At 40.4% G+C, this 20415-nt stretch carries 20 protein-coding genes; 4 read left to right on the forward strand and 16 right to left on the reverse strand.

Translation table 11 applies throughout. From position 1 onward, the window contains the following. Positions 1 to 37 precede the first annotated feature (37 nt). Positions 38 to 346 (reverse strand): hypothetical protein, encoded by a 309-nt coding sequence (locus LKD41_RS01255; RefSeq protein ID WP_227700162.1) that lies wholly within the window; start codon positions 344 to 346, stop codon positions 38 to 40. Between the two features lie 295 nt (positions 347 to 641). Here LKD41_RS01255 and LKD41_RS01260 point away from each other — a divergent pair, with 295 nt between their 5' ends. After that, a complete protein-coding gene (locus LKD41_RS01260) occupies positions 642 to 1583 on the forward strand; it encodes an AraC family transcriptional regulator (protein ID WP_227700163.1) in 942 nt (313 codons plus the stop codon). Positions 1584 to 1668: 85 nt separating this feature from the next. Here LKD41_RS01260 and LKD41_RS01265 read toward each other — a convergent pair whose 3' ends face one another. From LKD41_RS01265 to LKD41_RS01275, 3 genes are all read right to left on the reverse strand, one after another. After that, positions 1669 to 2421, reverse strand: a complete 753-nt coding sequence (locus tag LKD41_RS01265; RefSeq protein WP_022242627.1) for a DUF6033 family protein — start codon at positions 2419 to 2421, stop codon at positions 1669 to 1671. Between the two features lie 101 nt (positions 2422 to 2522). Further along, positions 2523 to 3353 carry an undecaprenyl-diphosphate phosphatase gene (locus tag LKD41_RS01270; protein WP_022242628.1) on the reverse strand — a complete coding sequence of 277 codons (831 nt, stop codon included), beginning with the start codon at positions 3351 to 3353 and terminating at the stop codon, positions 2523 to 2525. Between the two features lie 90 nt (positions 3354 to 3443). Further along, positions 3444 to 3701, reverse strand: a complete 258-nt coding sequence (locus LKD41_RS01275) for a heavy-metal-associated domain-containing protein (RefSeq protein WP_117946871.1) — start codon at positions 3699 to 3701, stop codon at positions 3444 to 3446. Positions 3702 to 3869: 168 nt separating this feature from the next. On the opposite strand from LKD41_RS01275, the gene LKD41_RS01280 reads away from it, so the two are divergent. From LKD41_RS01280 to LKD41_RS01290, 3 genes are read left to right on the forward strand one after another with little or no spacing between them, the layout of a single operon-like run. Then, positions 3870 to 4856 (forward strand): TAXI family TRAP transporter solute-binding subunit, encoded by a 987-nt coding sequence (locus tag LKD41_RS01280; RefSeq protein WP_227700164.1) that lies wholly within the window; start codon positions 3870 to 3872, stop codon positions 4854 to 4856. Continuing rightward, positions 4853 to 6043, forward strand: coding sequence for a sodium/glutamate symporter (gene gltS / locus LKD41_RS01285; protein WP_022242630.1), 1191 nt, complete (start codon positions 4853 to 4855; stop codon positions 6041 to 6043). Before LKD41_RS01280 ends, gltS begins: the two co-directional genes overlap by 4 nt. A 15-nt stretch (positions 6044 to 6058) precedes the next feature. After that, positions 6059 to 6283 (forward strand): hypothetical protein, encoded by a 225-nt coding sequence (locus LKD41_RS01290; protein ID WP_227700165.1) that lies wholly within the window; start codon positions 6059 to 6061, stop codon positions 6281 to 6283. Positions 6284 to 6446: 163 nt separating this feature from the next. On the opposite strand, the gene LKD41_RS01295 is transcribed toward LKD41_RS01290, so the two are convergent. From LKD41_RS01295 to LKD41_RS01350, 12 genes are all read right to left on the reverse strand, one after another. Next, positions 6447 to 7184, reverse strand: coding sequence for a hypothetical protein (locus LKD41_RS01295; RefSeq protein WP_227700166.1), 738 nt, complete (start codon positions 7182 to 7184; stop codon positions 6447 to 6449). Then, the gene (locus LKD41_RS01300; RefSeq protein ID WP_227700167.1) at positions 7178 to 8128 is read right to left on the reverse strand and encodes a helix-turn-helix domain-containing protein; all 951 of its coding nucleotides are present in this window, start codon (positions 8126 to 8128) and stop codon (positions 7178 to 7180) included. The genes LKD41_RS01295 and LKD41_RS01300 overlap by 7 nt, the downstream gene beginning before the upstream one ends. Before the next feature lie 114 nt (positions 8129 to 8242). Beyond that, positions 8243 to 9604, reverse strand: a complete 1362-nt coding sequence (locus LKD41_RS01305; protein ID WP_227700168.1) for a DUF5808 domain-containing protein — start codon at positions 9602 to 9604, stop codon at positions 8243 to 8245. 5 nt (positions 9605 to 9609) lie between these two features. Then, positions 9610 to 9975: a GntR family transcriptional regulator gene (locus LKD41_RS01310; protein WP_227700169.1), complete on the reverse strand. Its 366-nt coding sequence runs from the start codon at positions 9973 to 9975 to the stop codon at positions 9610 to 9612. Between the two features lie 266 nt (positions 9976 to 10241). Then, positions 10242 to 12878, reverse strand: coding sequence for a pyruvate, phosphate dikinase (gene ppdK, locus LKD41_RS01315; RefSeq protein WP_117840960.1), 2637 nt, complete (start codon positions 12876 to 12878; stop codon positions 10242 to 10244). A 205-nt stretch (positions 12879 to 13083) separates the two neighbouring features. Continuing rightward, positions 13084 to 14481, reverse strand: coding sequence for a glycine--tRNA ligase (locus tag LKD41_RS01320; protein WP_022243038.1), 1398 nt, complete (start codon positions 14479 to 14481; stop codon positions 13084 to 13086). An 18-nt stretch (positions 14482 to 14499) separates the two neighbouring features. Then, on the reverse strand, positions 14500 to 15111 hold the full coding sequence (locus LKD41_RS01325) for a hypothetical protein (protein ID WP_227700170.1): 612 nt from the start codon (positions 15109 to 15111) through the stop codon (positions 14500 to 14502). A gap of 104 nt (positions 15112 to 15215) precedes the next feature. Next, a complete protein-coding gene (recO, locus tag LKD41_RS01330; protein ID WP_022243040.1) occupies positions 15216 to 15956 on the reverse strand; it encodes a DNA repair protein RecO in 741 nt (246 codons plus the stop codon). Continuing rightward, complete coding sequence (locus tag LKD41_RS01335; protein WP_022243041.1) at positions 15901 to 16089, reverse strand: YqzL family protein; 189 nt, start codon at positions 16087 to 16089, stop codon at positions 15901 to 15903. Before LKD41_RS01335 ends, recO begins: the two co-directional genes overlap by 56 nt. A gap of 78 nt (positions 16090 to 16167) precedes the next feature. Next, on the reverse strand, positions 16168 to 17079 hold the full coding sequence (gene era / locus LKD41_RS01340; RefSeq protein ID WP_022243042.1) for a GTPase Era: 912 nt from the start codon (positions 17077 to 17079) through the stop codon (positions 16168 to 16170). A 45-nt stretch (positions 17080 to 17124) separates the two neighbouring features. Then, positions 17125 to 20043, reverse strand: coding sequence for an insulinase family protein (locus tag LKD41_RS01345; protein ID WP_331470865.1), 2919 nt, complete (start codon positions 20041 to 20043; stop codon positions 17125 to 17127). Between the two features lie 151 nt (positions 20044 to 20194). Then, complete coding sequence (locus tag LKD41_RS01350; RefSeq protein WP_022243044.1) at positions 20195 to 20395, reverse strand: cold shock domain-containing protein; 201 nt, start codon at positions 20393 to 20395, stop codon at positions 20195 to 20197. Between the last annotated feature and the right edge of the window lie 20 nt (positions 20396 to 20415).

A 20415-nucleotide genomic window follows, 5' to 3' on the forward strand; every position in this document is an offset into this window, starting at 1 on the left:
TCGTTCTTTGTATGATACTGTTATTATATACGAAGTTTCAGGAAGTTTCTTCCGTGATATTTGCGTTTTTATTGCACAATCCTGCTCTTTTATGTAAAACAAAATTAACGATATGATTATGGATTTCAGATGCAGACGGTGGAAGGTAGGTTATAGGATACAAAATAGCAGCATTTCTTAGATACATTTTTTCTTGATTATAAACTGTCTTTCCGCTTGCTTTGACGAAGATATCTGCACCGTCCGTCGAGTGTGGATGCTGCATAAAGATAGTAAGGCGCACTAAGAATTTCAGTATTAATATTATTTTATCTGCCAACCGGCGCAAATTCACATCCATGTTCATATGCGCCTCGCCGGCACGTCCCTGTGCCAGCGTTGGCTATTGCTGTATGAAATTCTAAGTGCGCCTAACAATCCTTATCATGCATCCATACTTCGGCGAACGGTACAGATATCTTGTCAAACATTGGAAAGACTGTTTTTATCATAGAAAGAAAAAATGTATTTTAGAAATGCGCTGTTTTGCATCAGACCTACCCTTCCACCGTCTGCATCCAAAATTCCATTTCTTTCATTTTGTTTGTATAAAAAATCAGGATAAATGCTGTTTAAATAAGCAACATTAAAAGGAGGTTCCAATGAAAGATAAAAAACAGCTCCCTCTGGAGCAAAAAGAAAAGGCCGTTCATGGCGAACGAATTTTTCCATTAAAGAAATATCTTACTACGTTGCAGGAACGGTATCCCATTGTTACGCCACACTGGCATGAAGAGGCTGAATTTACCCTGATTACCAGCGGTGTCTGTACGTATCAGGTTGACCTTGAAAGCTTTCAGGCTATGCCTGGAGATTTCGTTTTCATTCCTCCACTGGCTCTGCATTCCATTGCCATATTACCTGCCGGGCATATGCATTCGGAAACATATGTCTTTCACCTTGATTTCCTTGGTGCATCCTCTGCAGATATCTGTGCCATGCGATATCTGATGCCCCTTGCCAAGCAGCAGCTGATTCCCCCTTTTCATATAGTAAAAGAGCACCCGGTCTACCCGGATGCCCTCGCATTGTTCTATGAAATCAGCAGCTGTTATTCCGCTGCCCAGCCGGGATATGAACTGATGTTAAAATCCCTGCTGTTAAAACTTCTTACCCTTCTACTTCCGTACTGTAGCAAAAGTTCTGAGCAGCCACAGCTTCAAAGCGAACATACCCAGAAGATTAAGGGTGTCTTAGAATATATCGGATTACATTATACCGAAAATATTTCTATTGAAAGCCTGGCATCCTCCTGCTATTTCAGCGAATACCATTTCATGCGCTTTTTTAAGAAATATGTCGGAATGTCATGCTTAGATTATATCAAGAGCCTGCGCCTGCAAAAGGCTGCCGACCTCTTAGAACAGCAGGAGCTTTCCATTACAGATGCCGCCATGACTGCCGGTTTCAGCAGCCTTTCCTACTTCTACCGGGAATTTAAAAAACGCTATGGAACGACACCACGCCAGTTTATCCATTCCCTTCCGGAACGTCAGCATACGAACCGTACCTCTACTCCAGGCAGTCCTTTTTCTCCACTTTGATTTTCCAGTGGATTAAGAAAGTCAGGACTGCCCGGAGTGCAATAGATAGGGGCTCTTTTCCATATTGTATCCTGCCTTTTATTTATTATCCACGAAAATCTACATTCCAGCCAACCTGTTTTTCCTGTGGTGTAAATACATAATCGCTCATGCTGTCATATAACATATCCTGGATTTTCTTTTCCAGTTCTTCCAGCGAACCGGCAGTAACCGTTACCAGATCTTCACTCTTACCAGTTTTATCCGTGCTGTCAGTCTTGTCCGATTTCTTAACAGAAGCAGCATCCTCATCCGACTTATTCAGACGTTTCTCATAAGCTTCCTTCTGAGCTTTCTTACGTTCTGCACGGTTTTCTTCCTGTTTCTTTTCGATACGTTTCTTCTGAAGAGCTAAAGACTTATCTACAACTGCAAAAAATGATGCATTGCCGCCATCATTTACCTGAATGCCATATGCCTTCACACCACTCTGTCCATTCGCAAACCGACTCTGCATGGTTGCAAGCTGACTGGATGCATTGGCTATGATTCCCTCGTACTGTTTCCGGTAAGACTCGTCTTCTGCCATCCGCTCAATCTTCTCTTCATCAATTAGAACCACCATTTTGTTGGCATTGGCATACTGTCCTGCATTGGCTTTTGCTGTCTCTTTCATATCCTTGGATACCAGAATGAAATCCATCGTGCTAAATTTCTTTTTCAGCTTCTCATAATACTCTTTCGCCTTATCCGAAAGCTTTGGCTCTCCAATGGTTTTTCCGGAGACTTTGCTGCTCTTTTCCGATTCCGTATAACCAGAAACGTTTTCTGCCACCTGATTTACTGCGTTTGTGTTCATAAAAATTCCTCCTTGAAAATATCTATAAGCAAATCCTTTTGCTTAAAACAATCTGTTCCATTCTTTATATCGGAAGAATCTCTCATTTTCTTAACCGGTTCCTATAGTGCAAAATAGCCTAAAACAATGGCTCCAAGAATAATCCGGTACCAGCCAAATACTTTAAAATCGTGTTTTTTGATATAGCCCATCAGGAAACGGATGACTACTACAGATACCGCAAATGCTACCACGCAGCCTAAGCCTAAGACACAAAGTTCCTGAGCAGAAAACGCAATGCCAAACTTAATAAGTTTGATCAGGCTCCAGCCAAACATAACCGGCACAGCCAGGAAAAATGTAAACTCTGCCGCAGCCACACGGGATACTCCGATTAAAAGTGCTCCGATAATGGTTGCACCGGAACGGGAGGTTCCCGGAATAATTGCAAGTACCTGAAAAAGTCCGATAAGAAATGCTGTCTGATAAGTAATATCATTTAAGCTTTCCACTCTTACTTTCCGCTTTTTATTCCAGTTTTCAATCAGAATAAACGCAAAACCATAGAAAATCAATGCAGCAGCAATCACAAGCGGTGTATGAAAATGTGCATCCACATAATCATCAAACAAAAGCGTTACCACAGCTCCCGGTATGCAGGCAGCTACAACCTTAAACCATAAAGAAAAAATATCTTTCCGGACGACCGGCTGTGTCTTGTCTTTAAACTGGAACGGGAACATTTTCTTCCAGAACAAAAGCACTACCGCAAGAATAGCTCCCAACTGTATCACCACGAAAAACATCTCTTTGAATGAATCTGTCATATCAAGCCTGATAAATTCATCCACTAAAAGCATATGTCCTGTGCTGCTGATTGGAAGCCATTCTGTAATTCCTTCTACAATTCCAAGAAAAATAACCTTCAGCATTTCTACAAAATCCAATAACATTTCGTTGTCCTCTTTTCCTATTATTTCCGATTCCTCATTTTAACATACTATGCCGATAATATATATATTATTTTTCTTAAGATATTCTGTTTACTTGCGGAGTGCTGAAAATAATCCCTTCTTCTCATATGGTTCTTTTGTTACTTCTAACGCATCGTATCCACTGTTTTTAATCACTTCTTTGATTTTTTCCTCCGGAATATCGGTATCGGTAATAATTACGGTCTCTTTTTTACTGTGGGATGAAGTTACTTTCTTTACCGGAAATGCTGCCCGCACTGCATCATTTACATGTGCCTCACACATTCCACACTGCATACCATCTACTTTTACTGTTATTTTCTGCATAAATCCTTCCTCCTTCATTTCATTCCATCACATTATAATCTCTTTTTTTCTAAAAAAATATAGGATTAACGATATTTTTTCTCACTAATTTTTCGCTCTTCCTTTTCTGAAAAAATTATTGTAAAATACTTTACTGGGATTAAATTTTAAAAAGAAAGGATTTTATATATGAAAAAACCATTCCGTCTTCTTCTATGTCTTGCGCTGCTTTTTGTGAGTGGATGCAGTGGTTATCAGAAAACCATCCGCTTTGGTGCCGCTGACATAGGTGGAATCTACTATACCTTTGCCAATACCTTTACCGGGCTTGCCTCCTCGGAGGATGATACCTATCAGTTTGAAGTTAAGACAACCGCAGGCTCTGCTGCCAATCTAAGGCTGCTCTCCGGTGGATATATCGAACTTGGATTAGCCCAGTCTGACCTGATTGCCTCCGCCTATGAAGGCAGTGGAATTTTTGAGGGAGAGCCTTGTCAGGGATATTCCGCTATTGCCGGGCTTTATACGGAAGCCTGTCAGATTGTCGTCCGTGCAGACTCCAATATTCAGACGCTGGATGATTTACAGGGCAAAACCGTCAGCATCGGTGCGGAGGATTCCGGTACTGAACAGAACGCTAACCAGATTCTGACCATGAGCGGACTTACCACTGAGCTGGTGAAAACAGTAAACCTCGATTATACCGATGCTGCTGACCAGCTTATCAATGGAAAAATCGATGCATTTTTCTGTACTGCCGGTATCCAGACAACTGTAATCGAAGAATTAGCCAAAGAATGTGATATCCGTCTTTTGGATATTGATGAGAAATGCAGGAATAAATTGCTGTCTGCTTATCCATCCTATAGTGAATATACCATTCCTGCCAATACTTACACCGGACAGACGGAAGATATCCATACCCTTGGTGTCAAAGCGGTTCTCCTTGCTTCCGACAGGCTCTCTTCCGATACGGTAGAACACTTAACGAAATGGCTTTTTTCCCATGCGAAGGATTTACAGTATGCAACTTCTTTAAACCTGCAATTAGATGAAACTTATGCTACTGATGGCATACCGATTCCATTCCATCCGGGAGCTGTTGCCTATTATGAGAAACAGGGCATTACACTTTCTTCCGAAAACGACACACAAAACCAGAAAGGAACACTATGAATATACATTTAGATATGTACCAGACCTTAGCTGTCGCTGTACTGGTACTCATGCTGGGGAGTTTTTTACGAAAGAAAATACATTTTCTGGAAAAATTCTGTATTCCGGCACCCGTAATCGGCGGTCTGCTCTTTGCGATTTTCACCTGTATCTGTTACAGTACCGGAGTTGCAGAATTTTCCTTTGATGATACCCTGCGGGAAGTATGTATGGTATTCTTCTTTACTTCCGTAGGATTTCAGGCTAACTTAAAAGTCTTAAAAAGTGGTGGGAAATCCATGGCAGTATTTTTAGGACTGGTCATTGCCCTTATTATTACCCAGAACTTTCTTGCCGTTGGATTATCCAAACTATTAGGATTAAATCCATTAATCGGTATGTGTACCGGTTCCATTCCAATGGTGGGCGGACATGGTACAGCAGGTGCTTTTGGACCGGTACTGGAGGATTTCAATATCCATGGTGCCACTACCATCTGTACGGCTGCTGCTACCTTCGGTCTGATTACAGGAAGCCTGATTGGCGGTCCTTTAGGAAAACGTCTTGTAGAAAAGAAAAATCTTCTTGCTACTGTTGCTTCCGAAGATGACAGCCTCTTAGTGGAAGATGAGAAAAAACACGAACGCCATACCAACATGTATGCTTCCGCTGTTTTCCAGCTTATCCTTGCCATTGGACTTGGTACTATTTTTTCCTATTTTCTGACAAAAACAGGACTGACTTTTCCAATTTATATTGGTGCCATGTTAGCAGCCGCACTGATTCGTAATATTGTGGAATACTCCCATGGCAATGCCACGATCCATATGGGAGAAATTAATGACCTGGGTGGTATTTCCCTGTCATTATTTCTTGGTATGGCTATGATTACTTTAAAATTATGGGAACTGGCTTCTTTGGCACTTCCACTTATCATTTTATTAAGCTCACAGGTCATTCTGATTGCTGTATTTACTTACTTTATTGAGTTCAATATTATGGGGCGGGATTACGATGCAGCAGTCCTTGTTGCAGGTACCTGCGGATTCGGTATGGGTGCCACGCCAAATGCCATGGCAAATATGCAGGCTCTCTGTGACCGCTATGTTCCATCCGTCAAAGCATACCTTCTGATTCCACTGGTGGGAAGTCTGTTTGCCGATTTCATCAACAGCCTTGTAATTACATTTTTTATTAATATTTTGTAAATAAAGGAGCACCTTATGTTTCATTTTAAAAATAAAATCAAGAATGCAAGAAAAGAACGTGAAAAGAAAAATTATGATCTGACTTATGATAATGTTGCCATTCCGGAAGTACACAAAGCTGCTTCTGATGCCACTACTCATACAGCTGAGGAACAGAACTCCTCCAAGGACGAACATACTTCCAGCGTCAGCTTTGATAATGTCGCTATTCCGGAAGTACATATCCGAAGAAAACACTGATATTTTTACCGGAAACTAATTTCCAACAGGAACTAACTTCCATTAAAATGAACTTCCAACAAAACAGCCTGCCCTATCCGGCACTTCTGATAATTCAGAGTGCCCGGTAAGGCAGGCTGTTTTTGTTTTTCTAATATATAGATGTCCTTCCATCATTCATAACTTAATCCAGATATGTAGTTTGCAATACCCGCTTGATGTCTTCTGGTTTTGTTCCACGAATTTTTAAATTCTTCAATTCACTTTCCGTAACATCAAACTGCTCTATAAATTTCTCCATATCCTTTCGCACTTCGTCTGGAAGAATACATTTCTGTAAAACCATATCAGATACAATTCGAATGATATCATTTCGATGTTTTTTTATATCCGATGAATCCACATCTTTTTTCTCTCTTAGGTCCCGCCATGCTTTTGCCTTAAATGGGATAATCCATTCCGGCTTTAACACAGAGATTCCTCTCATATTTTCTCTTCCATCCATTAATGCCTGGTAGTAAGCATCATTTAAGAGTATAGCAGAAAGACTTGAGACCGAATCGTCAATATGAATTGGGGTCAGTCCATTCTCCTCCTGTAACAGATAATTAGTTCTTGAAAATAATTCTATCATCTTAGGAAATCGTTCATCTTCTGGCTTATCAAATCTATAGAACTGTGGTTCCCCATTACTTTTTGCCCTGATTCTATATTTTCCGTCTTTGATAAATTTCCAGAAACGTTCTCCAAATTCTTTTGTTTGTGCCTCCACAATCAGAACAATATCGAGATCTTTTGTTGTTCGTCCAAAATTGATATCCTGTTCTTCAAAAGACACACTGCATGCTGCCCCACCAATAAGCACATACTGATCTGTATATTCGTTAAAATACTCTTGAAAAATATCGATTCCTTTTACCATACAAATTCCTCCAACATTTCATTTACCGAACTTTCTACACGAGGATCTTTCATTTCCTCTTCGGACAGTATCAGTGTCAATGAAAGTGGATCTATCACATTGCCCTTCTCGAAGGGCAAAATATATCCCATTTCCTGCACTATACAGACTGGTTCTTCATTCTTTGGGATTTCCCGAATAGATTTTAATCCCAACGCTCCAACCTGAGCTTTACTTATAGCATATGTGACATAGTTATCCTCTCCCAACATGGAGTACTCTGCCAAGGCAGATATGCCACTTAAAACCATATCTGCATCAGGTTTTCTTTCTGGTCTGAATTCATGTATAATAGGATTTCGCAAAAACGGACGTATCTCCTCCCACATTACTTTCTTATCATTTCTGGCAAAGAAACGTCTTGATCTTCCATTTATTTTTAAAAAAGGCATTCCCAAAGCATCAATTTCATCAAAGCATCTGGTTATTGACATTCTGGACACTTCCAATTTCTCCGCTGCCCGTACCGCAGATACATCCTGCCAATTTTCATATAAGGCTTTCAGTAACATTTTCTGCGTCAAAAATGAAATAACAGAACAGTTCTTTGGTGTTCTCTGCTCATTATTTTTCAAAAGCATTCCCATAAACGGTAGATAAATCTGATGATTTTCCCATATAAAAGGAATTCCCTCTTCCACCATTTTAGGAATTGAATACCAATTTGCTTTTTTTAAATAGAACACACATCGATACCCTGTATACCGCTCCAGTTGAATTCGCATTTTTCGAAGTTCTGTCAGATTCATCGTATCTACCGGTGTTGCTAAAAGAATTTCCTGGTTTTGAATTTCTATGATTGTTAATTCAAATGCATTTCTGCATCCCAATGGTAATTTCTCCACAGAGTCATAAGGACGTTCCGTGATACTTTGATGCATTATTTGTTCTAAATACTCTCTCAAAGTTCCATCTCCTTTATATATTTAAATTGTAACTCTTTTTATGTTACAAGTCAAATATTTTCATTTGCGCAAGTAGATTGCAAAGCGTGTTTCCTGTAGTTTTATCCTATCACCCTATTTTTGATTCAAAATTTCCTGATAAATCTCTTCTGTCTCGGTATCGTCAATACCACTCATATAGTAGTTTTTTCCATTTGCAGTAAAATACAGGAACTTTTTATTCTGTGGATTTAAGAATACCTGGCATTCTCCTTCACCACTGATTTTAAAGGTTCCTTTTTCCAAGGTTTCCATGCCGGTTCCATTTACCTTTGACCAGTTTGGCAGCTCTGTCAGTATTTCCACATCATCCAGGTCATCCAGTGATATCTCATAATCTGTACGAATCTGTTCTGCACAAAGGGACTGATTTTCAATTTCCAAATGAATCGGTGTAAATTCTTCTGCAATCACCCATACACAGACAAGTGGAAGCATCAGTAATGCTATTATAATAAACAATATCGTGCCTTTTCCGGCTTTGGATGCCATATTCACTGTAGTTCCGATTCCAACTCTCTTATCCACGATTGTATGCGGATCTTTTGGATTATAGTAAAGCATGCCGCCAATCCAGTTTCTGTCGTCTTCGATTCCTCCATTTAAATCATGTTTATCTTCATATGCCTTTTCTACTCTTCCTAATATCACAATGGCCGGAATGCACATAGCCGCCAGAAGAATTATAAATACAATCATGCCTGCAAGGTAAATAAATCCCACCTGCTTTTGCATAAAAGATACCAAAATTAAAAACAGGATTAATGCTGTATTCAACCAGATTGCACACAGCCACATGTTCTTCCAGATTCTTTTCTTGGCTCTGGTATAATTAATGTTGATATCGCTGTTGCTGCTTATTACCTGTACCGGCTGCCGGTCCGTCCAGATTGCTACCAGCAGAAAAATATATCCACTTGCGGCACCAATGAGACAGAAGATTCCCATCACCTTAGCAAAAGGAATAACAGCAATTGCGGCGACTGTTCCCAGGGCAAGCGGTACAAAAAACGGCAGAAAATGCATACAATGGACAGTTCCTGCATTTTTTAATTCCACATATCGTTCTGCTGACTGCTCTTCATAGTAGCCCATTTTCCGTTTCCATTGTTTCAGACGATTATTGGCAAATACAGTTGGAAGCATCAATAGAATAATTGCTACAATCAACCACACCATCCAGATTGTCATCTGTATGGAAAAGTATGGAATAAAAAGACAGCTAAACGGAATAATTGCAAGAATAAGACTATACCATATCATTTCTTTTTTAAAGTGCTTCTGGATTGCTTTTACATTCTCATCCTCTACCCATTCACGTTTCATATTTACAGCAAAAAGCATGCCATCTTTATAGGAATTCTGTAATGCAAATACAATGCATATGATAAATAAAACAGGATACAATGTTGCAAAAAATATAATATTTAGAAACATTCTTCTCACCCCTTATACATATTCTCACATATCTTTAAGAATTCTTCCTGTGTCATACCACAGATTTTGGCTTCGGAAATAATCTGCTGCAATAGTTCTTTGGATTTCTCCGATAATTCCTTTGCTTCGGAAAATTCCTTCCGCACATGGGCTCCATTCCGCCGGTCTGTATAAATATAACCTTCCTGCTTTAAAAGTGCATAGGCTTTATTCACCGTCATGGAATTGATCCCGATTTCTCCGGCCAATGCCCGTACAGTGGGAAGCTGCTCTCCCGGCTTTAATCTTCCATCGGATATTCCAAGTACAATCTGATTTCGAATCTGCTGATAAATTGGCACTTCCGACGTTTCATTTATGGATATAACCACCCAAGGTCCCTCCTTTCTGATTTTTTGATATTCTCTTTCCGAATATTCTTTCTTCCTTTTTCTTTGATATGTCAGTTTTCTTTTTGTATTATGCATTATAATACAAATAATACAAATTTACAAGGGAAATCTCTTTTGTTTTTTACTTTACAGGAAAGCAATTTCCTGTAAAGTAAAATAAACCCCTCCAACCGGAGGGGCTTATCTTTAACTATATAGCATCCAGACAATGACAGGAATACTACATATTATATTTTGTTCCATTCTTATTTGTTAGCGATTGCTGCCTGTGCTGCTGCTAATCTAGCGATTGGTACACGGAATGGTGAACATGATACATAGTCAAGACCAATCTTGTGGCAGAATTCAACAGATGAAGGATCTCCACCGTGCTCTCCACAGATACCAACATGAAGGTTCGGATTAACTGGCTTACCAAGTTTCAGTGCCATATCCATAAGTTTACCAACACCAGTCTGGTCTAACTTAGCAAATGGATCGTTCTCGAAGATCTTCTTGTCATAGTAAGCATCTAAGAACTTACCAGCATCGTCACGGGAGAATCCAAATGTCATCTGAGTTAAGTCGTTAGTACCGAAGCAGAAGAAGTCAGCTTCTTTAGCGATTTCATCAGCTGTAAGAGCAGCTCTAGGAATCTCGATCATAGTACCAACTTCGTACTCTAATTTAACGCCTGCAGCTGCGATCTCAGCGTCTGCTGTCTCAACAACTACTTTCTTAACGTATTTAAGTTCTTCAACCTCACATACTAATGGAATCATGATTTCAGGTTTCACATTCCAATCTGCATGCTCTTTCTGAACTTCGATTGCTGCACGGATAACAGCTTTTGTCTGCATCTTAGCAATTTCAGGATATGTTACAGCAAGACGGCATCCTCTGTGACCCATCATTGGGTTGAACTCATGAAGTCCATCGATGATTGTCTTAATCTGCTCAACAGTTTTGCCCTGAGCATCTGCTAATTTCTTAATGTCAGCTTCCTCTGTAGGAACGAACTCATGAAGAGGTGGATCCAGGAAACGAATAGTAACCGGGCATCCTTCCAGTGCTTCATAAAGAGCTTTGAAGTCTCCCTGCTGATATGGAAGAATCTTCTCAAGAGCTGCTTCTCTTTCTTCTACAGTGTCAGAACAGATCATCTCACGGAATGCTGCAATTCTGTCTTCTTCGAAGAACATATGCTCTGTACGGCAAAGTCCGATACCTTCTGCTCCAAGCTCACGAGCTTTCTTAGCATCTGCAGGAGTATCTGCATTTGTACGAACTTTAAGTTTTCTATATTTGTCAGCCCAAGCCATAACACGGCCGAACTCACCAGCGATGGTAGCGTCAACTGTCTTGATTTCGCCATCGTAGATGTTACCTGTTGTACCATCGATAGAGATGAAATCTCCCTCATGGAATTCTTTTCCAGCAAGAGTGAATTTCTTATTCTCTTCGTCCATAGCGATATCGCCACATCCAGATACACAGCATGTACCCATACCACGGGCAACTACGGCTGCGTGAGATGTCATACCACCACGAACAGTTAAGATACCCTGGGAAGCTTTCATACCTGTGATGTCTTCCGGAGATGTCTCAAGACGAACAAGTACAACTTTCTCTCCACGAGCGTTCCAAGCTTCTGCATCTTCTGCTGTGAAGACGATCTTACCACAAGCTGCTCCAGGAGAAGCTCCTAAACCTTTTCCGATTGGTGTAGCTGCTTTTAATGCTGCTGCATCAAACTGTGGATGAAGAAGTGTATCTAAGTTACGAGGATCAATCATAGCTACTGCTTCTTCTTCTGTCTTATGTCCTTCATCAACAAGGTCACATGCAATCTTAAGAGCTGCTGGAGCAGTTCTCTTACCATTACGGCACTGAAGCATGTATAACTTCTTGTTCTCTACTGTAAACTCCATATCCTGCATGTCATGGTAGTGATTCTCAAGAGTCTCACAAACCTTGATGAACTCAGCATATGCTTCTGGGAATTCCTGCTCCATCTGAGCGATTGGCATAGGTGTACGAACACCAGCAACTACGTCCTCACCCTGAGCATTGATTAAGAACTCACCCATTAATTTCTTCTCGCCTGTAGCAGGATCACGGGTAAATGCAACACCTGTACCAGACTCATCATTTAAGTTACCGAATACCATAGGCATTACGTTAACAGCTGTTCCCCAGGAATATGGGATATCGTTATCACGACGATATACGTTTGCACGTGGGTTATCCCATGAACGGAATACAGCTTCGATAGCTAATTTTAACTGCTCTACAGGATCAGATGGGAAATCGGTTCCTAACTGGTTCTTGTACTCAGCTTTGAACTGCTCTGCTAATTCTTTTAAGTCAGCGGCTGTAAGTTCAACGTCGAACTTAACTCCTCTGTCTGCTTTCATCTTATCGATGAGCTGCTCGAAATATTTCTTACCAACTTCCATAACAACGTCAGAGAACATCTGGATAAAACGTCTGTAAGAGTCATATACGAAACGCTCGAATTTAGGATCTGGGTTTCCAGCGATCATTGCTGCAACTACTTCGTCATTCAGTCCAAGGTTTAAGATGGTGTCCATCATACCTGGCATAGATGCTCTAGCACCGGAACGAACAGAAACAAGTAATGGATTCTTGAGGTCTCCGAATTTCTTTCCGTTAATCTCTTCCATTTTCTTAACGCCTTCCATAGCCTGTGCCATGATTTCGTCGTTAATCTTGCGGCCATCCTCATAATACTGAGTACAAGCCTCTGTTGTGATTGTGAATCCCTGTGGTACTGGAAGACCGATATCAGTCATCTCGGCAAGGTTAGCACCTTTTCCACCAAGGAGATTACGCATGGACATGTTTCCTTCACTGAACATGTAAACCCATTTGTTTGCCATTTTGAATTCCTCCTAATAAATTTACTTTGGTTTATTGATATGCGAACATCGTCTGTTATCAACAACAATTGATATCCACAATGTCACCCATTACGCGTGCCACTTGTCCACAAGCGCACATATTCATTTTATCATAATTTTATAGTTTCGCAACCATTTTTTCGAAATCAGACCACTCTGTTCTGTTAAAAATCAGGTGTTTGATTTAGAAAGTGAATTTTTCTGCAAAATATGTATCCAAATCTTCGATTTTGATACGCTCCTGCTCCATGGTATCACGGTCACGTACCGTAACTGCTCCGTCTGTTTCAGATTCAAAATCGTAAGTTACACAGAATGGAGTTCCGATTTCATCCTGACGACGATAGCGCTTACCGATATTTCCTCTGTCATCAAATTCGCAGTTGTATTTCTTGGAAAGCTGTGTAAATACTTTCTCTGCACCTTCATTTAATTTCTTGGAAAGCGGAAGCACACCAATCTTAACCGGTGCAAGTGCCGGATGGAAATGAAGAACGGTTCTCATATCCGGTTTCTCTTCTGTTCCGATGTTCTCTTCGTCATATGCTGCACAAAGGAATGCAAGTACCACACGGTCTGCTCCAAGAGACGGTTCAATAACGTATGGAATGTATTTTTCATTCTTGGTATCATCAAAGTAAGACATATCCTGGCCGGATGTATTCTGATGCTGTGTCAGGTCATAGTCGGTACGGTCTGCAATTCCCCACAGTTCGCCCCATCCGAATGGGAATAAAAATTCAAAGTCGGTAGTTGCTTTACTGTAAAATGCAAGCTCTGCAGGATCATGGTCACGAAGACGTAATTCTTCATCTTTCATGCCAAGGCTTAACAGCCAGTTATGGCAGAAGGTTCTCCAGTACTGGAACCACTCAAGGTCGGTACCCGGCTCACAGAAGAACTCCAGCTCCATCTGTTCAAACTCTCTGGTACGGAAAGTAAAGTTACCAGGAGTAATCTCGTTACGGAAAGATTTTCCAATCTGTGCAATGCCGAAAGGCACTTTCTTACGGGATGTTCTCTGCACGTTTTTGAAGTTAACGAAAATACCCTGTGCTGTTTCCGGTCTTAAATATACCGTATTTTTTGCATCCTCAGTTACACCCTGGAAGGTCTTGAACATCAGGTTGAACTGACGGATATCTGTAAAGTTATGTTTTCCACAGGATGGACATGGAACACTGTTATCTTTGATGAAGTTCATCATTTCTTCCTGACTCCAGCCATCTACGGAAGTCTCTAATGTAATGCCATGCTCTTCTGCATAATCTTCAATAATCTTATCTGCACGGAAACGTTCATGACACTCTTTACAATCCATAAGAGGGTCTGAAAATCCGCCTAAATGTCCTGAAGCTACCCATGTCTGCGGGTTCATAAGAATGGCACAGTCTACACCAACATTGTATGGATTTTCCTGTACGAATTTCTGCCACCAGGCACGTTTCACATTATTCTTTAATTCTACACCAAGGTTACCGTAATCCCATGTATTTGCCAGTCCACCGTAAATCTCGGAACCCGGATATACAAAACCTCTTGCCTTTGCTAAAGCTACAATTTTTTCCATTGATTTTTCCATAAAATTCTTCCTCGCATTCTATTTATAAATAATATATCTTGCTTCTGCTGTCTCACCAGCAGGAATTTCATCCACAGTTGCGGTGTTCTTATCCTTGACGGTTACCCCGGATGAAACATACTGCAGTGTTCCATCAACCGTAACATCTACACCCTTGCTTAATACGATAACATGATAGTCATCATTCTTCATGACATCTTTGCTGTCCGCTGCATCTCCGGCAGCTCCATCTGTTACCGCTACGAAATCTGTATTAAAATCATATCCGGCAGCAATTGCCTGTACCACCGTTCCGGTAAATACGGTATCTCCCACAAATGCAGAATATGCTGTGCTGTCACTGTAATGCATACCAAGCTTTGCGACTCCGTCTTTTACGGAAAGATTTTTTAATTTTACTGTCCCGGCTCCATCATTGTCTTCATATTCTTTGATGGAATCCTTTACATACTGTTCTAACTCATTCTCATCATAATTGTCTTTGTCAAAGTCGCCTACTGCAACTTCTGTGATTCCACCCTTTTTCTCCGGAAAGAGTGTCGTGGTATCTGCATCTTTTGTAGCAGCGCAGCCGCCAAATATTCCACAGACTAACAGCATTACAAGGAGTGCACTTATCTTCTTCTTCATACGAACCTCCAAATCCCTATATCTCATAATCTCAACAATTATACTATTTTCGGTTTGGTATTTCAAGCGTTACCTCAGGCAAAATGCCCGGCTTCTCCCATAAATCAGAAAAGCCCTTCTAAAAATTGCTCTGATTTAAATGTATGGGGTGCATATTTTTCCCGAAATTCCTTCACCGTCCGAATCAGTTCAAACAACACTTTTTCTGATACTGCAAAATGAAAAAGCTTTGCTGATTCCGTGGTAATAATATACTGCATCGTATAAATGGTAGATGCATCTAACCGTCTGCCATGCTCTGTTTCGCTGCAGGAATCACAAAGAAGTCCGGCACGCTGCACACTGAAAAACTGCATCGGTTCCTTTCTCCCACATTTCTGGCAGGAAAAAAGATTCGGATATACTCCATTTAGCACCATCATTTTCAATTCATAAATCACGCGGACCAGCCGGTTATCAAAATTCTTCTTTCCAAGTGCCTTTAAGGACTGGTAAAGAAGCTTTAGCATTTCCCGGTCATCACTGTTTTCCTGGGCATAATATTCTGCCATCTCAAGAAAATAAAATCCATAGTATGTATCATTCAAATCTGTGGTGAGTTCGGTAAAATAATTTTTAATTTCTGCCCGCACCACATTGTAGGAGGTACGGCCCTCATAGACTTCAAACTGTCCGAAGGAAAAGGGATTGCAGGCTGCCAGCAGTGTACTGTTCGGTCTTCTTGCACCTCTGGCAAACGCCGTAATCTTTCCCCTCTCCAGGGTCAGTATCGTAATTCGTTTGTCATATTCACTGATTGGCATTGCGGTAAGCACCATACCCGTAACCATCACGTTTGTGCCCACGGTCCTGTTCACCTCTTACTTTCTCTTTCAGGCTGCCCAATCCATCCTGTTCCTCTTTTTCCTGTTCCTTAAACTTAAGATAATCATCTACTCTTCCGGTCAAAGTAAAATGATTCCAGCTTGCTCTTACCATATGCTTCCTTCCTGCCCTTTCTTCATACTTGTATGAAATTAGGTTTTCCAGAAGCACTTAAGATAATACTGTCAATATTTAGAATTCCTCTTCCCGGTATCCGAAGTTCTTAATCATATAATCGCTGTCACGCCAGTCTTTTTTCACTTTTACCCAAAGTTTCAAATTAACCTTGGCATCTAAGAGGTGTTCAATTTCATATCTGGCATTGGTACCAATCTTCTTTAACATGGCTCCCTGCTTGCCGATAATAATTCCCTTGTGGGAATCCCGCTCACAGATAATCGTGGCATCAATATCAAACATTTTCCTGCCTTTGCGTTTCTTCATCTGGTCAATAGAAACGGCAATTCCATGAGGAATTTCTTCATTTAAAGCATGTAAGGCTTTTTCACGAATCAGCTCTGCCACAATCTGACGCTCCGGCTGGTCAGTAATGGTATCCTCATCATAGAACATCGGACCATACGGCAGATATTTAAAAATCAAATCAATAATAACATCCGTATTTTCTCCACGCAGTGCAGATGCCGGTACAATTTCTGCAAAGTCATAAACTTTACGATAAGTGTCAATGTACTCCAGCATTTTATCCTTGTTATCCAAGGTATCTAATTTATTGATAACCAGAATAACCGGTGTCTTTACAGTTTTTAACTTTTCAATAATATGCTGCTCTCCTGCGCCGATAAAATCACTCGGTTCCACCAGCCATAAAATGACATCCACTTCATTCAATGTGTGTTCTGCCACATTTACCATAAATTCGCCCAGCTTATTCTTTGCCTTATGGATACCAGGTGTATCCACAAAAATAATCTGCCCTCTGTTTTCATCCGTATAAATAGTCTGGATACGGTTTCTGGTAGTCTGCGGTTTATTGGATGTAATTGCAATCTTCTGTCCAATCAGATGATTCATCAAGGTGGACTTTCCTACATTCGGCCGTCCAATCAGTGTTACAAAGCCTGATTTAAAATTTTCCGTCATACTTACTCCTTCTTATGTATGCTGCGGGACTATTACCCACAGCTTTTAATAAAGATTCTTTACTTCTAAGAACATATCTTTTTCTGCTTCTACATTTTCCTCTGCACCGATGACACACAAGGCATCCTGTGCGAGTACCGCTTCAATAAGTCCTGCGAGATTTTTGATGTTTTCCGGCTGTGCATCTAAAACTTCATTTCTCTCACGCTGTAATTCCTCATAAGAAATATTGGTAAGATAAGCACTTACGGAACGCATGCCCTTGGCAGCCGGATTCAACGGGGTATCCATATCACTTACTGTTCCGATGATATATTTTGTCATATCACGTTCATCTGCATCAAAAGCTCTTAAATATGCCGGGATACCTTCGTAAATCTCATTGGTGCTCTTAAGGTTCGGGTCACGGTAAGAAGTGAAATATGCATCTCCGTTCCGCATAAATCCGCTCATGCAGCCATATGCACCACCCTTTACCCGGACATTAATCCAAAGGTAATCATAGCTTAAAATTACTTTTAAGATACGAAGTGCTCCGGTATAGGAATATCCTTTTGATAAATAATTTCCGGCTCTGGATACATACTGTACTTTGGATGCATCTAAGAAGCCTTCATTCTTTTTCTCACAATGGAAGGTAACTGCTTCTCCCTCTTTCTCTCCATCCGGTAAAACAGTTAAGAACTGCGGGAATTTTTCTTCTAACAGCTGATATCCTTCTGCGTCTGCCGTCAGGGAAATCAACAGTCTGTTCTTTACAAATATTTTCTCTGTAAGGCTTCTTAATTTATCCATTAAGAACTGCTTCTTTTCTTCAAAATGTTCTTCTAATTCTGCAATCGTCCGGTACAGTGCAATTCCGCCAACCAGGTCATTGAATCGGGCTACCGGTGAGAAATAAGACATTGCCCGCATGGCAGATACGGAATGTCCGGCAGAGCTTAAGGACATCTGCAGTCTCGATTTGATACGCGCTAAAATCTCATAGAGACGTTTTTCATCTGTAATCTGTGTGCCCATCAGAATCTCAGAAAGAAGTCTAAGCCCCTCTTCCAGATTCTGATAAAGAATCTTGGAACGTACTTCGTATTTTGCATGGAAACTGTCTTTTTTCTTAGTATCCGCATAAATATTAATCTGGGAAGAGATACCGCCGGTCATAAGATTAATCTCATTTGCTAAGTCTGCATAATTATAATGCTCTGTATCCATATAACCAAGTACAGCTTTTAACACCCCAAGGTATGGCAGTTCTTCTTCTGTAATATCACTGATATCAAACATCAGATTCAGATAATGAATGCCATTGGAATAAATGTTGGTATGAATGGTTTCGATGCCATTGCAGCTTACCTTTTCATATACCAGTGGCTGTGCTTCACGCTTCATGTCCTGCCGTTTTAACATCGGAATCTTCATCAGGTCTTCCTTTGGTGACGGCTCTTCCTGATACTGTTTTAAATGCTTTGTATCCTCTACTAACTTATCAATCTCTTCTTCTGATAAGTCCTTCTTATAAGCTGCCAGTTTCTCTTCTAATTCTTTTTCCAGCCTGGCATTTAAGCCTTTTTCCGGTTCAATGGATACATAGGATTTATGGCTGTTATCCAAAAGATATTTCTGAATCAATTCTTCAAAATATCCTGTTTCAATCTTTTCCTTTAATGCTGCAAATACGTCTAATATTTTAAGATATAAGAATGGTTCGTCATCATCATAAAGCCAGCTGTCCATACAGGATAATCCATAAATTAATCCCTTCGGGAAATTACCGTAATCTGCTTCACGGAATTTGAATTCTTCACTGTTGATTCCTGCTAACAGGGATTTTCTATTGAGACCGTCTTTGACGATTTTCTTTAAAGTATCTTCGATAATTCCTACAAACTTCTCTTCGTCTTCTTTATTGGCATTCTTTGCCACCACAGAAAAAATTGGCTGTAAGGTGCTGTTATCAAATCCGCCCATGATATCTTTTCCGATTCCTGCATCAATAAGTGCCTGCTTCAACGGTGCTCCCGGTGCACTTAATAGTGCATAATCCAAGACATCAAATGCCAGAGTCAGTTCACTCTCAAGATTCGTTCCGATTGCTACATTATAGGAAAGATATGCATTGTCCTCTAAGCTTTCGGAAGATGCAATGGAATATGGCTTGCTGATGGTTACCGGCTTTTCAAAAGGAGCCTGCAGCTGAATTGCGGAATCTACTTCGATTTTATCATAATGGCTTAAATATTCTTTATCGAGAAATTCCAGTTTTTCGTCCATATCCATATTTCCATAAAGGTAAATATAAGAATTACATGGATGATAGAATTTCCGGTGGAAATCAAGGTACTGCTCATAAGTAAGCTCCGGAATTACTTCCGGGTCACCGCCGGACTCATTGCTGTATGTGGTATCCGGGAACAGGGAATTTAATACTACACGGTCTAAGACACCCTCCGGAGAAGAAAATGCGCCCTTCATCTCATTGTATACCACTCCATTGATGGTAACCGGTGCATCTCTATCCTCTAATTCATAGTGCCAGCCTTCCTGTTTGAAGATTTCTTCTTTCTTATAGATATTCGGATGGAACACAGCGTCTAAGTATACATCCATCAGATTAGCAAAATCTTTATCATTGCAGCTTGCCACCGGATAAACGGTCTTGTCCGGGTAAGTCATGGCATTTAAGAATGTATTTAAAGAACCCTTCACCAGTTCCACAAACGGGTCCTTCACCGGGAACTTGTCCGAACCGCACAATACCGTATGCTCAATGATATGTGGTACGCCGGTGCTGTCCTCTACCGGAGTACGGAATCCAATATAAAAGACCTTATTTTCATCATCATTGGAAATAAGGCTGATTTTAGCTCCACTCTTTTTATGTCGAAGCAGATATCCCTTTGCATGGATGTCTGTCAGATTTTCTTCTTTGATTAATTCATATGCTGTTAACGCTGCTAAATTCAAATGTTTTATCCTCCATGTTCTCATAATCTGACTCACAGTCTTTATCAGTATAACACATTTTTTTTACATTTACACCTGATAAACCTAAAAACAGGAAGACGGATATCCATCTTCCTGCTCTGCGCTTATTTCATATTCAACTCTATACGAATTAACCTAAGCGAACTACGTTAGCTGCCTGAGGTCCTTTTTCTCCTTCTACTACCTCAAATTCAACTGCTTCTCCATCTTTAAGCTCTTTGAATCCATCCATATTTAATGCGGAGAAATGAACGAATACATCATTTCCTTCTGCATCTGAGATAAATCCATAACCCTTCTTTGCGTTAAACCATTTTACAGTTCCCTGCATTTCTTTTTCCTCCTAATACA

Origin of the sequence: Roseburia sp. CLA-AA-H209, from assembly GCF_020687575.1 — a bacterium.
GTDB lineage: Bacteria > Bacillota > Clostridia > Lachnospirales > Lachnospiraceae > Roseburia_C > Roseburia_C amylophila.